Here is a 15757-nt window from a genome sequence, read left to right as displayed (position 1 = left end):
TTTGCAAAAACTATAAACAATATTGTGCTTTATGTTTAAAATTTACCTTGCTTTTTTGTCTTTTATAATGGTTTTTAGTTGTCAAGATAACAGCTCTACAACAGAAATAAACCCTATTAAAGAATCCCAAATTGCAAAAACTCCAGTAGAAAAAAAAATAAAAGCCTTTGGGTTTACGCTTAATGATTTTGAAGTTGTAAACGATACCGTAGCAAAAGGTGATTTTTTTGGCTCTATTATGGATAAACATGGTATAACTCCAAATGAAGTTTATAAAATCACACATAGTATTTCCGATACTATTTTTAATTTTAAACGCATCAATGTCGGCAAACCCTATACGATTTTAAAAACAAAAGATAGTCTATCAAAACCTTATGCTTTTATTTATGAAAACAACAAAATAGACTATACCAAAGTTTTTCTAAGCGATAGCATTTATGCTGAAAAATCCAAAAAACCTGTGACTATTAAAACTAAAACGGCTTCAGGTGTTATCAATTCTTCTTTGTCTCTAACAATTGATGAAGCCGGTTTAGATTATATGTTGACTAATCGTTTGGCTGACATCTATCAATGGACAATCGACTTTTTTAGAATTCAACCTGGCGATCGATTTAAAATTGTTTATAAAGAAAAATACATAAATGACAGTATTTACGCTGGAATAGAAAGTGTTGATGCCGCGGTTTTTGTGCATGATGATAAGCCATATTATGCTTTTGAATTTGAAGTTGATTCAATTACAGGCAGAACTGAGTATTTTGATGAGAGTGCTAAAACTTTAAGACGATTTTTCTTAAAAGCACCCGTTCAATATTCACGCATTTCGTCTCGATATAGTCCAAGGCGATTTCATCCCGTCCAAAAACGTTGGAAAGCCCATAAAGGAACAGATTATGCCGCTTCTCGCGGAACACCTATTTGGTCCACAGCCGACGGTGTTGTCATTAAATCAAGCTATACAAGAGGTAATGGGAATTATGTTAAAATAAAACACACTAACAAATACACTACACAGTATTTACACATGAGTAAACGTGCTGTCAAAGTGGGTCAACGCGTTAAACAAGGTGAAATAATTGGCTATGTTGGCAGTACAGGTTTAGCCACTGGACCACATGTTTGTTATAGATTTTGGGTTTACGGTAGCCAAGTTGATCCTTACAAACAAGACTTGCCAGACGCAAAACCAATGCCTGAAAGCTTGAAACCAAAATATTTCAATTATATTGAAAATCTCAAAAAACAACTCGATTATAATTTCTTACAGGAAAACCGACAAAGTATAGCCAATTTAAAATAAATTCCAATTTATACTGGCTAGGGTGTAAATCAAAACAACTATTTTAAAGACTTTGCTCCTTCAATCACTTTTTGTTTCAGCTGTTCTTTATAATCTTCAACTTTTTTGCGGATATCCGCTTGCGTTGCACCGAGAATTTGTGCGGCGAGAATGCCTGCATTTTTGGCTCCATCTAAAGCAACTGTAGCCACAGGAACACCACTGGGCATTTGCAAAATAGACAACACCGAATCCCATCCGTCAATTGAATTTGTGGACTTGACAGGAACACCTATCACAGGCAAAGCCGTAACCGAAGCAATCATTCCTGGCAAATGGGCTGCACCACCGGCTCCAGCGATGATTACACCTATATTTCTGTTTACGGCAGATTTGCCATATTCCATCAATTTTTCTGGGGTGCGATGAGCTGATACAATATCGACCTCTACTGGAATTTCAAAAGATTTTAAAATATCTATGGCGCCTTGCATCACTGGCAAATCGCTTGTGCTTCCCATAATTATAGCTACGGTTTTCATGATTCAATGATTTATTTCTTAAAAGTCATGCTGAATTCATTTCAGCATCAACGCTTTAAACCTTTTCGTTTATGCTTAATTACCGCAAAAATACCAATAAAGATGATAAAAAAATAAGCAATCCGTGCAATATAATCACCGTGCTTAACGTAAAACGTCTTTTTAGTCATCAAAGGAATTTCAGCTTTTAGGCTAATTCTTGTGTTATAAACCGACTGAGACATCACTTCACCTAAGGGATTGATAAAGCCAGAGATTCCTGTATTAGCACTTCTTGCCACGCTTCGACGTGTTTCTACAGCTCGTAATTTAGCATAAGAAAAATGCTGTTTGTGACCTTGGGTTTCGCCCCACCAAGCATCGTTGGTGATGATGCCTAAAATTGTTGCTCCGTTGTTTATATATCCTGTTACAAATTCGCCATAAACGGATTCATAACAAATTATTGGAGCGACTTTAATTTGCTCATCAGCTTTAAATACAGAACGATTTTTTTGGGTAGTTTTCATCGCCACGGTTCCACCTAAATCTAACATAATATCACCCAAAAGCGGCTTGAGAAGTCCTTGATAAGGAAAGTTTTCTACACCAACTACCAATTTTGATTTGTGATAAAATTCTATAGGTTGATCAGCTTTTGCAAAAAACGCTGAGTTGTAGTCATTAAACCAAATGCCTTTTCTTAAGAAATTGGTTTGGGTTTTTATTTGAGATGAATCACGGATGATTTCATACATCGAAATTCCACTAATTAAAGACGATTGAGGAAATTGATTTGTGACTTGTTGAGAAAATTGATATGCTGGACTTGCATTAAACTGCTGTAATCTTGTACCATCAGCAAATACCGTTTCTGGTGCTAATATAACAGTGTTATGGAGAGGTTTTTGTTGTTCAATGAGCTCAAATAAATTTTGAGCAACTTGTGGGTCTTTGGTGTTGTATTTTTCAGAATAAGGATCAATATTGGGCTGTAAAACTACCACTTCTGCAGTTTTTTCAAAGTTGGTGTATTGCGTTTTTATGATATAAGATAAAGCGATTGGTATGCCCAAAAGTAAAATAAGTGAAGCTAAAAATTTAGTTTTATGCAAACGGTTTTGTCGCCATTTGAGATAAGCAATGAAAAGCAAGAGATTAATAATCCAAATCCATAACGTACCACCAAAAGTACCTGTGTATTCATACCACTGAATCCAGTTGATGTTGTCTGAAAACACATTACCAAGATTGAGCCAAGGCCAGGAAAATTCCCAGTGTAGATGTAGTTTTTCAAATCCAATCCACAAAGCGATTAGAAACACCAAGGCATTACGGTTTGAAGTGCGTTTGGCAATAAATTGATAAATTGTAAACACCAAAGCCATCAAAGCCGAATTGACCAAAACAGCAAACCACATCCCAAATGCAGTAGAATAATACAACCAAAAAGTAGTCGTGATATTAAAAATAAAAAAAGTAATGTAAGCTGAAATAAAACTTTTAAGTAAAAGTCGTTTAGGTTTTTCCATCCGCAATTGATAAAACACAATCAACAACGGCACAAAACCCAAAAATATAAAAGGGGAAAACCCATAAGTTGGCCAAGACAAGCTCAGCAAAATACCTGACAACAATATAAGTCCGAGATGTTTGAGGCTTGGCATATAATAATTTATAAATAATATTCTTAAATAAATTAACTTAGTAGTCTTACCACATCCCTCGCAAAATAACTCGCAATCAAAGATGCACCAGCACGTTTGAAGGCGGTGAGTTGTTCTATCATCACCGCATCGTGGTCAAGCCAACCCTGTTGTGAGGCGGCTTTTATCATGGCATATTCGCCGCTGACTTGATAAACCGCTATGGGTTGCTCAATCGTATTGGCTAAATCTCTGACGATATCTAAATAACACAAGCCAGGTTTGACCATCACGATGTCTGCACCTTCTTCAATGTCTAAAAGCGTTTCGGTTATGGCTTCTTTGCGATTCGCAGGATCCATTTGGTAAGTGCTTTTGTCTTTAGGCACATCGGCTTCATCAACGGGTGCAGAGTCTAAAGCATCTCGAAACGGACCATAAAAGGCTGATGCATATTTAGCCGAATAACTTAAAATACCTGTATCATCAAACCCATTTTTTTCTAATATTTCTCTGATGGCTCCAATGCGGCCATCCATCATATCGCTTGGAGCAACCATATCGGCACCAGCTTGAGTATGACTTAAAGCCATTTTGGCAAGAATTTGCACACTTTCGTCATTGATGATTTTTCCGTTTTTAACAATGCCGTCGTGGCCTAAAGATGAAAATGGATCTAAAGCCACATCAGTCATCACGTACATTTCAGGAACAGTATCTTTAATGCTTTTGATAGCTTGTTGCATTAAACCATTATCATCAATAGCAGATAAACCAGTATTGTCTTTGAATTTGTCATCCACTTTTACAAAAAGTAAGACCGATTTTAAGCCCATAGCCCATAAGTCTTTGACTTCTTGTTTAATCAAATCTAAACTCATCCGATAATAATTAGGCATTGATGGAATTTCTTCTTTGATATTCTGACCTTCAACTATAAATAAAGGCACAATAAAATCATCGGGATGCAAACGGTTTTCTTGAACCAAATCTCTGATGGCTTGGCTTTTTCTTAATCGTCTTGGGCGTTGGTATGGATACATAATTTTATGAATTTATCCAATCTTTTGGATGTTGTAAAACTTGAATTAATTGTTCTTCTTTTGAGTTTTTCTCAGGTTGATAATCATATCGCCATTGCACATGTGGTGGCAAACTCATCAAAATACTTTCTATGCGACCGTTGGTTTTAAGACCAAATAAAGTGCCTTTATCATGCACTAAATTAAACTCAACATAGCGACCACGTCGTATTTCTTGCCAGTCTCTATGATGCTTCTCATAAGGTATATCTTTTCGTTTTTCTACAATAGGAATATAAGCTTCAAGGAAACTATCGCCAACTTCGGTAACAAAATCATGCCATTGGTCAATATCTCTGTCAGCAGTGGGTTTTAGGTAATCAAAAAACAAACCACCAATACCTCGACCTTCTTGGCGATGATGATTCCAAAAATAGTCATCACATTGTTTCTTATATTTGTGATAAAATTCTGAATTGTGCTTATCACAAGCCGTTTTACAAACCTGATGAAAATGTTTAGCGTCTTCTTCAAACAGATAATACGGCGTTAAATCCAATCCACCACCAAACCATTGATCTATCATTTTCCCCGATTTATCAAACATCTCAAAATACCGCCAATTGGCGTGTACTGTTGGGACAAAAGGATTTTTAGGATGAAGCACCAAACTCAAACCACAAGCATAAAAATCACAATCTTCAACATTAAAATACTTTTGCATAGATTGTGCTAATGGACCGTGGACTGCGGAGATATTGACGCCACCTTTTTCAAAAACATCACCATTTTGAATGACTCGTGTTTTTCCGCCACCACCTTCTTTTCTTTGCCATTGGTCTTCGTGAAATTTGGCTTTGCTGTCAATTTCTTCAAGAGTAGAAGTAATTCTGTTTTGAAGATTTAAGATATAATTGTAAAAAAAGTCTTTCATATTAAACTTAATGTATTACAAAAGTAATTTTTTCTATATTAAAACTTTCGAACAATAAGTTTTAATAAAAATTCTATAAGCTTATCTGTAAATTTAGCATGTGGGTATTCTAAAGTTTATATGTATCTATTCAAAAGATATCTCAAACATTATTATTTTATCACTTTCATATAAAACAAGAATATTTTAGCTTATAAAAAACTCCTATTGTTGATACTAATTCAGAGATTTTACCTTAAAATTCGCATCTTGTGATTTTAAAACTTGCATAACTTCATTGTAACTTTCTAAATTAACATCAAAGTTTTCTGCAAAATCTGCAGGCAAAATCGCAATTCTAAATGTTTGATTATTAGTAAATGCTGGTCCTAAACTGTCCAGGTTGACATTGCCATCTAAAAATAGGTTAACATCAAGAAAAGTATGATTAAAGGTATAAACCACTTGAGAACCATCGTCTAAAAAGAAAGACTGGGGCAAGGGCGTCCACACGTCAATTGGACCGGTTGGGTCACTGACTTGTTCTTCAAGCAGATAAACCATTACTACATCGCTTTCAAAAACTTCAATATTGTTAGGAAAAGCAATTAAATTTGCATAAGCATTATTGGGTGTAAAGTCAACAGTAACGTCAAAAACGTTACCCAAAATATTCACACCATCTAATCCTGGAGGTCCTGGAGGTCCGGTATCGCCTTCGCAACTGATTAGAGCTAAACTGAAAAGCAGTACAATTAATTTTTTCATCATTATTTATTTTTAGGATTAAAATTCAAACTTAAGGAGTTAACACAGTAGCGTTGTCCTGTTTCGGTTGGACCATCATCAAAAACATGACCGAGATGACCGTCGCAATTGTTACATAATATTTCTACACGTTTCATTCCAAGAGAGTGATCGGGTTCGTAGCGAACAGCTCCTTCTTTGGCTTTATCAAAACTTGGCCAACCGCAGCCACTATCAAATTTGGTGTCACTATCAAATAATTCAGCACCGCAACCTTTGCATACATAAGTGCCATTTTCAAAATGCATATTATACTTTCCTGAATGTGGTGGCTCGGTGGCTTTTTTTCTTAAAACTTCATATGCTTCAGGAGAAAGTTTTGATTTCCAATCGGTATCTTTTAGATTTTTCATTCTTTTATTTTTTTTATTTTTTTTGAAACAAAGTTTAATGCCACACCATTAATGCAGTGTCTTTTGCCTGTGGTTTCACTTGGACCATCGTTGAACATATGACCGAGATGGCTACCGCATTTTGCACAAAGCAATTCGGTTCTTTTATATCCAATTTTTTTATCAGAAGATAAAACTACACTTCCTTCAATAGCACGGTCAAAACTCGGCCAACCTGTTCCGCTATCAAATTTGTGTTTGGTTTTATATAAAGGGTTACCGCAGGCTGCACAGACAAATGTACCAGGTTGTTTTACCTCAAGTAATTCACTTGTAAATGCTCTTTCAGTTCCTGCTTCACGTAAAACTTGATATTCTATATCGCTGAGCTCGGCTTTCCATTCAGCATCCGTTTTAGTTACTTCATAATTATTTTTTTTGCTTTTTTCGTCTTGAGCTGAAGATTGACAACTATATAAGCTGAATATAAGAATAAATGATAGAAATGTTTTCATAACTTTTTGATGTAAAATAACAAATTAAAGTTAGTTTTGAAATATGAGGTTTCGTTAATATTTTGATAAGTTATGATTTAATTTAAACAATTTCGATGCCATAAATTTAAAATTATAAATCTTAAAAAATTAAATCACTGAAAAACAAATGTTTAATGAGGTTAAGGTGTCAGAAATTAATATATTTTTAACGTAATCATTCTATAAAATGAAAATCAGTAGCACCAAAAACTCTCAAATTAAATATTTAAAACAACTCCAATCCAAATCAAAACTTAGAGTTGGCGATGCCCGTTTTGTCGTTGAAGGCGTTAGAGAAATTGAAATGGCGTTGACCTATAATTATCAAATCGAAAAAGTTTTTTTTGCTGAAAATCTCTATCAATCTGATTTGAATTTTTCTGATAAAACTGAAGTGATTTCTATTTCAACTGATGTTTATCAACATTTGGCTTATCGATCTAGCACAGAAGGTGTTGTGGCCTTGTGCAAAAGTCCTAAACATAATTTAAAACATTTGAAATTTAAAGCCTCAAATCCTTTAGTTTTAGTTTTAGAATCGCCAGAAAAACCAGGAAATATCGGAGCTATTCTTCGCACCGCAGACGCAGCTCAGGTCGATGCAATCATCATTGCCAACCCCAAAACAGACTTGTATAATCCCAATACGATTAGGGCGAGTTTGGGTGCGGTGTTTTCAAACCAAATTGCCCTTGGATCTTCAAAAGAAGTTTATGCGTTTTTAAAAGAACATTCATTTTATATGTATTCAGCAACTTTGCAAAATTCAAATTCTTATTTAAATGAAGATTATAAAAACAACACAGCTTTTGTGATGGGTTCAGAAGCCTATGGTTTAACAGAGTTTTGGAGAAATCAACCTGACATCCAAGCCATAAATATTCCGATGTTAGGCCAAATCGACTCGATGAATCTTTCAGTTTCTACTGCTGTTTTGACTTTTGAAGCTCTTAGGCAAAGGCGATCTAAAGTTTAATATCTACTGATTTAAAACTTCAAACCAACAATTTTCACGCTTAACCTTTAATTTTTAATATCTTTACGTTTTAATTTATTCATCAACTAAATAATCGTATTTAGTTTCAATATATAGAAATATGGGATGTGGAAGTTGCTCGACTCAAAAAGATGGCACGCCAAAAGGCTGTAAAAATAACGGTACATGTGGAACAGACAGCTGCAATAAACTCAGTGTTTTTGATTGGTTGTCTAATATGCAATTGCCCAAAGGTCAAGATGCCTTTGATATGGTAGAAGTCCGATTTAAAAACGGAAGAAAAGAATTTTTTAGAAATCCAGAAAACATACAAATTTATATGGGCGATGTTGTGGCTACAGAAGCACAATCTGGTCATGATATTGGTATTGTAAGCTTAACTGGTGAATTGGTCAAAGTTCAAATGAAGAAGAAAAAAGCCAAACCTGAAGGAGATGATTTCCCGAAAATTTATCGTAAAGCTAACCAAAAAGATATTGATGTTTGGCAAAAATACCGTCAAAAAGAAGAAGAGGTAAAAATCAAAGCTAGACAAATCGCTATTAGACTAAAGCTGAAAATGAAAATCAGCGATGTCGAGTTTCAAGGCGATGGCTCTAAAGCTATATTTTACTACACAGCTGAACAACGTGTTGACTTTAGAGACTTAATCAAAGAATACGCTTATGTTTTTAAAGTCCGTATTGAAATGAAACAAATCGGCTTACGTCAAGAAGCATCTCGCCTTGGTGGCATCGGTTCATGTGGCAGAGAACTTTGTTGTTCAACATGGCTTACCGATTTTAGATCTGTCAAAACCTCTGCAGCACGATACCAACAGTTGTCTTTAAATCCATTGAAATTGGCTGGTCAGTGCGGAAAACTCAAATGTTGTCTCAATTACGAATTGGATATGTATGTTGAAGCACTTAAAGATTTTCCAAAATCAGATTATAAACTAATCACCAAAAAAGGAAAAGCCAGTTTACAAAAAATGGATATCTTTAAACGAAAACTATGGTATGCTTACTTTGATGAACCCAATCCTTGGCACGAATTAGACGTTGATGATGTTAATGATATTATTCAAGCCGAAAAACAAAACAAACCTGTGGATTGCTTAGAAGATTTTGTTGACGACACACCAACTCAAACCATAGATTATTCTAATGTTGTTGGTCAAGATAGTTTGACACGTTTTGACAAACCCAAACGCAAAAAACGCCGTAAAAAAAGAAAACCAAGACAAAACCAACATAAAAAGAATTCAAATTAAAATGCTTAAACAAATTTTAGCCATAAGTTTATTGCTCTTCTGTTTTGGAGCTTGCCAAAACAAGCCTTTTTATTATGAATCTAAGTCTTTTGATGGATTTTGGCATAAAGATAGTATAGCTAAATTTGAATTTAAAGCACCTGATACTACCAAAAATTATAATTTTTTTATCCATATTAAAAACACAGCAGATTATCAATACAGCAATTTGTTTCTTATAACAGCTATGCAATTTCCACATGGTAAGATTATTGTAGATACTTTAGAATACAAAATGGCGTTTAAAGATGGAAGACTTATGGGACAAGGTTTTGGAAGTTTAAAACACAATAAACTTTGGTATAAAGAAAACCTTAAATTTAATGAGCAAGGACAATATCAATTAAAAATAAAACAGGCTATGCGTAAAGCCAATGAAACCAATACATTGGCCAAACTCAAAGGTATTGAAGAAGTTGGCTTTAGTTTTGAATTAGCAAATCCTGAAAAATCATGACGGCAAAAAAGAAAAAAACAGACCAGAGCAAATACATCAAAAAATTTTGGATGCTTTATGTATTGCTGTTTCTATTTGTAATATCAATATTTCTACTGGCAAGTGTAGGTGTTTTCGGAAAAATGCCAAGCTTTGAACAATTAGAAAATCCACAAACTGATCTGGCAACAGAAATTATTTCACAAGATGGAAAAACCCTCGGTAAATATTTTAAACAAAACCGAACACCGGTTGATTACGATCAACTTCCTAAACATTTGGTCAATGCCTTAGTCGCTACCGAAGATGAACGATACTATTCGCATTCAGGTATTGACGCCAAAGGTACTTTAAGAGCTATTGCCTATCTCGGCAGTAAAGGTGGTGCAAGTACCATCACACAGCAACTCGCTAAACAGCTTTTTACAGACATGAATCAAACGGGTTTAGCCAATAGATTAACTCAAAAAATCAAAGAATGGGTTATTGCCACACGTCTGGAAAAGCAATATACCAAAGACGAAATCATTGCCATGTATTTCAATATTTTTGACTTTACACGTGGAGCTGTTGGCATACGCTCAGCAGCACGTATTTATTTTGGAAAAGAACCACAGGACTTAAATATTGAAGAATCTGCAACTTTGGTTGCGATGTTCAAAAACCCTGTACTGTACAATCCTTATCGCGATATTTTTAAAGACAACGCACTTCAAAGACGCAATCAAGTGTTAGTGCAAATGGCAAGAAACGAGTTTATCACAGAAGAAGAAAAAGATTCACTAAAGGCATTACCTCTTGAGTTGAATTATACGCCAGAATATCAAAATGACGGTCAAGCCACTTATTTTAGAGCTGAATTAAAAAAATTTATGAATAATTGGATTGCAGAAAATCATAAAGAAGATGGCGAACTCTACAACTTATACAGTGATGGTCTAAAAATTTATACAACACTTGATGCTAAAGCTCAAACTTATGCAGAAAATGCTGTTGAAGCCCACATGAAAAATCTTCAAAAAGTGTTTTTTGAAAAAAATAAAAACAATAAAACAGCTCCTTTTAGAAGTCTTTCCCAAAAAGAAATCGACAGAATAATCGATAGATCTATCAAAAACTCTTCGAGATATAAACAAATGAAAAAGGCTGGTGTATCCGAAGATTCTATTCTGGCTTCGTTTGATAAACCAATCCAAATGAAAGTCTTTAGCTGGGAAGGCAAAAAAGACACCATCATGACTCCAAGAGATTCTATTTATTACCATAAATCATTTTTAAACGCTGGGATGATGTCTATGCGTCCACAAACTGGTGCTATAAAAGCTTGGGTTGGTGGCATTGATTTTGAATACTTTAAATACGAACACGTTCAACAAGCTAAACGACAGGTTGGCTCTACTTTCAAACCTTTTGTTTATGCAACCGCTATCGATCAGCTTCATCTTTCGCCTTGCTATAAACTGCCTAATACAAAGTTTACCATACCTAAAGGAAAATTTGGTTTAATTAAAGACTGGACACCTGTAAATTCTAGTGATGATTACGGAGAAATTAAAACCTTAAAACAAGCTCTTGCTGAATCTATCAATACCATTACCGCAAGAGTAATCGACAAAACTGGTCCTCAACCCGTATTGCAACTGGTTCAAAAATTAGGAATTGATACCAAAAACATTGAACCTTATCCTTCAATAGCTTTAGGAACACCAGATTTGAGTGTTTATGAAATGGTTTCAGCCTACAGCACATTTGCTAACAAAGGCGTTTATGTTGAACCTTACTACGTCAGCAGAATTGAAGATAAAAACGGAACGGTTTTGTATCAACACAAGTCCAAAACGCAAGATGTTTTAAGCTATGAAACGGCTTATGTTACCGTCAAACTTTTAGAAGGTGTAACCCAATACGGTTCAGGTCAACGCTTGAGAGGAACTTGGGCTAAAAATTTACCACACTACAAAAAAGCTGTAACAGGTTATCCCTATGATTTTAAAAACCCTATTGCAGGAAAAACCGGAACCACTCAAAATCAAAGCGATGGTTGGTTTATTGGTATGGTGCCTGATTTGGCTACTGGCGTTTGGGTTGGTGGCGAAGACCGTTCGATTAGATTTACCAACCTCACATATGGTCAAGGAGCAACTATGGCTTTGCCCATTTGGGGAATGTATATGAAAAATCTTTATCAAGATGAAGAATTTGAAGTCTCTGCAGAAGAATTTGAAAAGCCTGAAAACCTAAGTATTCAAGTGGAATGTGATAACGAAACTAAAGACGGTGATAATGCAACATCTCAACCAGATTACAATATCGATTTTTAAGATTTAAACTCCTCTACAATGGCGAACACCAAAAATCATTTTCAGAAATTATCTCAACCTGTTCGCCCAAAAAAGTTTTTTGGACAACATTTTCTGAAAGATGAAACCATTGCCCAAAAAATAGCTGATGCATTAAATTATGAAGCTTTTGATAAACTCATAGAAATAGGTCCTGGCACAGGAATGCTTACCAAATTTTTACTCAAAAAACCTGTTGAACTTTTTGCCTTTGAAATCGATAAAGACTCTATAGCATTTCTCAACGAACATATTTTAAACCCACTTGAAAACCAATCTCGTTTTAAAATCATTGACCAAGATTTTTTAAAAGCAGATTTAGAAACTATTTTAGATGACGATAGCTTTGGAATCATAGGTAATTTTCCTTACAATATTTCCAGTCAAATTTTATTTAAAACCATAGAATTAAGAAATGTTGTACCTGAATTTGCGGGTATGTTTCAAAAAGAAGTCGCCAAACGCATTTGTGCAGAAAGCGGTAATAAAACATATGGTATTCTATCTGTACTAACTCAAGCGTTTTACGAAACTAAATATTTATTTACTGTAAAGCCTCAGGTGTTTAATCCACCGCCAAAAGTAGATAGTGGTGTAATCAAATTGACCCGTAGAGAAAACTACAAATTAGATTGCGACGAAAAATTATTTTTTAAAGTGGTTAAAACCGCTTTTCAACAACGCCGAAAAACCCTTCGTAACAGTTTAAAAACATTCAATTTGAGCGATAATTTAAAATCTGACCTTATCTTTGCTCAACGACCCGAAAGATTAAGTTATCAAGATTTTGTTGATTTAACCCAAAAAATAGCTAAAGATGCAGTTTGAAATTTCAAAAGCATTTATTGAAAAAATAAAATACCTGATTGAAGAAAAAAATAATCAGGAGCTTATGTCGCATCTCGATGATATGCATCATGCAGATATAGCTGAAATTTTAGACGAACTCACACTTGATGAAGCCACCTATATCATCAAACTTTTAGACAGTGAAAAAACGGCTGAAATTTTGATGGAAATCGACGAAGATGATCGAGATAAACTCCTCGAAAATCTGACGCCAAAAGAAATAGCAGACGAGATTGAAGAAATGGATACCGATGATGCAACCGACATCATTTCAAACTTATCTGTAGAACTCAAAGATGAAGTATTTAAAAACCTTAAAGACCGCGACCACGCCCAACATATAGTTGAGCTTATGCGTTATGACGAAGATTCTGCAGGAGGTTTGATGGCTAAAGAACTCATTAAGGTCAATGAAAACTGGAGTGTTACAGGCTGTATGGAAGAAATGCGTGCTCAAGCTGAAAATGTCACAAGAGTGCATTCAATTTACGTTGTTGATAACAAAGGAAAATTAAAAGGACGATTATCGCTTAAAGATTTAATTACCGCTCCAAGTAATGCCAATATCGCTGATGTTTATATCGAAAATGTAGATTATGTCGATGTACATACCTCTGCTGAAGAAGTGGCTCGTATAATGCAAAAATACGACCTTGAAGCCATACCCGTAGTTGATGAAATCGGACGATTGGTCGGTAGAATTACCGTTGATGATATTATCGATTTTATTAGAGATGAAGCCGACAAAGATTACCAAATGGCTGCTGGTATTTCTGAAGATGTCGATGCCGATGATAGCATTTGGGAACTTACACGTGCTCGTTTACCTTGGTTAATTTTAGCACTTTTTGGCGGGTTTATAGCTGTTACCGTTGCTGGTCAATTTGAAAGTGCTATGGTCAATTATGGATTTCTGTTTTTCTTTATGCCACTCATTGCTGCTATGGCTGGTAATGTTGGGGTTCAATCTTCTGCCATTATTGTTCAGAGCATAGCCAAAGGCACACTGACAGGCTCCATTTGGAAACGTCTCGCTAAAGAAGTTGGGCTTAATGTTTTAAACGGCATTGTTTTATCACTCATTCTTTTTATTGGGTCACATTTTATCCTAGGACGTGATTATCTAGTGGCTTTCACGGTATCTATTGCATTAATATCAGTGATTATTATCGCTTCACTCATCGGAACTTTTGTCCCAATTATGTTAGACCGCTACAAGATAGACCCAGCATTAGCAACAGGTCCTTTTATCACGACAAGCAACGATATTTTTGGCTTGCTGATATTTTTTACCATCGCTAAATATATGTTAGGTTTCTGAAATAATTTGCTATGCTAATCCCTATTCCTTTCGAAAAAAAAATTAAAGTTGAAAACGATGTGATAGACCATTTTAATCACGTCAATAATTTAGCGTATATCCAATGGGTTTTAGATATTTCAAAAAAACATTGGACAAGTTTTAGCTTAGAAAGCGTGAGAAATCAATTTGGTTGGATGATTTTAAAACACGAGGTTCATTACAAAAAACAAGCTAAACTCAACGATGAGTTAATCATCAAAACTTGGATAGATGATTTTTCAACAGCAACTTCTGTGAGAAAAACCACCATTACAAACACCAAAACCAAACAACTTATCTTTGATTCTGAAGCACAATGGTGTTTTGTAAGTTTAAAAACCTTAAAACCTACTCGACTTACTTCAGATATTTTGAAACCCTATTTTGAAAACTTATGAAAATTCTTCATCTTGATCAAAACCATCCTTTACTCATCAATCAGCTTGAAGCTATTGGTATGACCAATGAAGAAGATTATTCATCATCAAAATCTGAAATTGAAAAGCATATTGAAAACTATGATGGCATTATCATTCGTAGCCGATTTCCTATTGATAAATCATTTTTACAAAAAGCTAAAAACTTAAAATTTATCGGTCGTGTTGGTGCTGGTTTAGAAAACATTGATGTTGACTTTGCAGAGCAACAAGGCATAAAATTGTTTAATGCACCTGAAGGCAATCGTGATGCCGTTGCCGAACACGCCTTAGGACTTTTGCTGAATTTGACCAATCGGTTATTCATCGCACATCAAGAAGTTAGAAATGGCGTTTGGAAACGAGAAGAGAATCGCGGTGAAGAAATTATGGGTAAAACCATGGGTATTTTAGGCTATGGTTATATGGGAAAAGCTTTTGCAAAACGCCTCCAAGGTTTTGGTTGCAAAGTGATTTGCTATGACATCAAAACTAAGGTTGGCGATAAATTTGCAAAACAAGTCGATTTAAAAACCTTTTTTGAAGAAACTCAAATTTTAAGTCTTCATTTGCCTTTAACTGAAAAAACTCGACATATCGTTGATGAAAAATTTCTATCTCAATTTTCTCACCCTATTTGGTTAATCAACACCGCTCGTGGTCAGGTTATAAAAACTGATGATTTGGTAAAAGCTATAGAAAATAAAAAAGTGAAAGGTGCAGGTTTAGATGTTTTAGAATATGAAAAAAATTCATTTGAAAATTTGTTTACAAATCAATCTCAAATGCCCGAAGCTTTTAAAATTTTAATACAACTCGATAATGTGATTTTATCTCCACATATCGCTGGTTGGACCATTGAAAGTAAGGCTAAATTGGCTCAAACCATTGTAGATAAAATCAAAAGAGAATTTTTAAATTAAAACCTCTAAACAATTATCGGCTTTAAACCCGATATTCTTAATTATCGGCTTTATAGCCGATTTATTTGAATATCTGTTCTAAAACCGATATATTTGTAA

The 15757-nt window shown here is 34.8% G+C and carries 16 protein-coding genes; 9 read left to right on the top strand and 7 right to left on the bottom strand.

Going from position 1 to position 15757, the window contains the following annotated elements; genetic code table 11:
• The first annotated feature begins 31 nt into the window (after positions 1-31).
• Entirely contained in the window at positions 32-1306 is a 1275-nt protein-coding gene (locus ACSSV5_RS00775) for a peptidoglycan DD-metalloendopeptidase family protein (protein ID WP_211065151.1), read from the top strand.
• Between the two features lie 38 nt (positions 1307-1344).
• Here the strand turns inward: ACSSV5_RS00775 and purE are convergent, their stop codons facing one another.
• The 7 genes from purE to msrB (ACSSV5_RS00740) form a co-directional block, all read right to left on the bottom strand.
• Positions 1345-1827: a 5-(carboxyamino)imidazole ribonucleotide mutase gene (gene purE / locus ACSSV5_RS00770; RefSeq protein ID WP_454244384.1), complete on the bottom strand. Its 483-nt coding sequence runs from the start codon at positions 1825-1827 to the stop codon at positions 1345-1347.
• A gap of 47 nt (positions 1828-1874) precedes the next feature.
• Positions 1875-3473 carry an apolipoprotein N-acyltransferase gene (gene lnt, locus ACSSV5_RS00765; RefSeq protein WP_454244383.1) on the bottom strand — a complete coding sequence of 533 codons (1599 nt, stop codon included), beginning with the start codon at positions 3471-3473 and terminating at the stop codon, positions 1875-1877.
• 32 nt (positions 3474-3505) lie between these two features.
• The gene (hemB, locus tag ACSSV5_RS00760; protein ID WP_454244382.1) at positions 3506-4495 is read right to left on the bottom strand and encodes a porphobilinogen synthase; all 990 of its coding nucleotides are present in this window, start codon (positions 4493-4495) and stop codon (positions 3506-3508) included.
• 4 nt (positions 4496-4499) lie between these two features.
• Entirely contained in the window at positions 4500-5408 is a 909-nt protein-coding gene (hemF, locus tag ACSSV5_RS00755; RefSeq protein WP_454244381.1) for an oxygen-dependent coproporphyrinogen oxidase, read from the bottom strand.
• A gap of 216 nt (positions 5409-5624) precedes the next feature.
• Entirely contained in the window at positions 5625-6155 is a 531-nt protein-coding gene (locus ACSSV5_RS00750) for a hypothetical protein (protein ID WP_454244380.1), read from the bottom strand.
• Between the two features lie 2 nt (positions 6156-6157).
• Positions 6158-6547, bottom strand: a complete 390-nt coding sequence (msrB, locus tag ACSSV5_RS00745) for a peptide-methionine (R)-S-oxide reductase MsrB (RefSeq protein ID WP_211065146.1) — start codon at positions 6545-6547, stop codon at positions 6158-6160.
• Complete coding sequence (gene msrB / locus ACSSV5_RS00740) at positions 6544-7041, bottom strand: peptide-methionine (R)-S-oxide reductase MsrB (RefSeq protein WP_454244379.1); 498 nt, start codon at positions 7039-7041, stop codon at positions 6544-6546. Before msrB (ACSSV5_RS00740) ends, msrB (ACSSV5_RS00745) begins: the two co-directional genes overlap by 4 nt.
• 208 nt (positions 7042-7249) lie before the next feature.
• On the opposite strand from msrB (ACSSV5_RS00740), the gene ACSSV5_RS00735 reads away from it, so the two are divergent.
• From ACSSV5_RS00735 to ACSSV5_RS00700, 8 genes are all read left to right on the top strand, one after another.
• On the top strand, positions 7250-8038 hold the full coding sequence (locus tag ACSSV5_RS00735) for a TrmH family RNA methyltransferase (RefSeq protein ID WP_454244378.1): 789 nt from the start codon (positions 7250-7252) through the stop codon (positions 8036-8038).
• 121 nt (positions 8039-8159) lie between these two features.
• Positions 8160-9314, top strand: coding sequence for a PSP1 domain-containing protein (locus tag ACSSV5_RS00730; RefSeq protein ID WP_454244377.1), 1155 nt, complete (start codon positions 8160-8162; stop codon positions 9312-9314).
• Position 9315: 1 nt separating this feature from the next.
• Positions 9316-9810: a gliding motility lipoprotein GldH gene (locus ACSSV5_RS00725; RefSeq protein ID WP_211065142.1), complete on the top strand. Its 495-nt coding sequence runs from the start codon at positions 9316-9318 to the stop codon at positions 9808-9810.
• Complete coding sequence (locus tag ACSSV5_RS00720) at positions 9807-12110, top strand: penicillin-binding protein 1A (protein ID WP_454244376.1); 2304 nt, start codon at positions 9807-9809, stop codon at positions 12108-12110. The genes ACSSV5_RS00725 and ACSSV5_RS00720 overlap by 4 nt, the downstream gene beginning before the upstream one ends.
• Positions 12111-12128: 18 nt before the next feature.
• Positions 12129-12956, top strand: a complete 828-nt coding sequence (rsmA, locus tag ACSSV5_RS00715) for a 16S rRNA (adenine(1518)-N(6)/adenine(1519)-N(6))-dimethyltransferase RsmA (RefSeq protein ID WP_454244375.1) — start codon at positions 12129-12131, stop codon at positions 12954-12956.
• On the top strand, positions 12946-14298 hold the full coding sequence (mgtE, locus tag ACSSV5_RS00710; protein ID WP_454244374.1) for a magnesium transporter: 1353 nt from the start codon (positions 12946-12948) through the stop codon (positions 14296-14298). Before rsmA ends, mgtE begins: the two co-directional genes overlap by 11 nt.
• A gap of 11 nt (positions 14299-14309) precedes the next feature.
• Entirely contained in the window at positions 14310-14717 is a 408-nt protein-coding gene (locus ACSSV5_RS00705) for an acyl-CoA thioesterase (protein WP_454244373.1), read from the top strand.
• Positions 14714-15658 (top strand): 2-hydroxyacid dehydrogenase, encoded by a 945-nt coding sequence (locus ACSSV5_RS00700; protein ID WP_454244372.1) that lies wholly within the window; start codon positions 14714-14716, stop codon positions 15656-15658. The genes ACSSV5_RS00705 and ACSSV5_RS00700 overlap by 4 nt, the downstream gene beginning before the upstream one ends.
• Positions 15659-15757: the final 99 nt, after the last annotated feature.

This window comes from Psychroflexus sp. MBR-150 (assembly GCF_053628795.1).
This window is presented reverse-complemented; position numbering and strand designations above follow the sequence as displayed.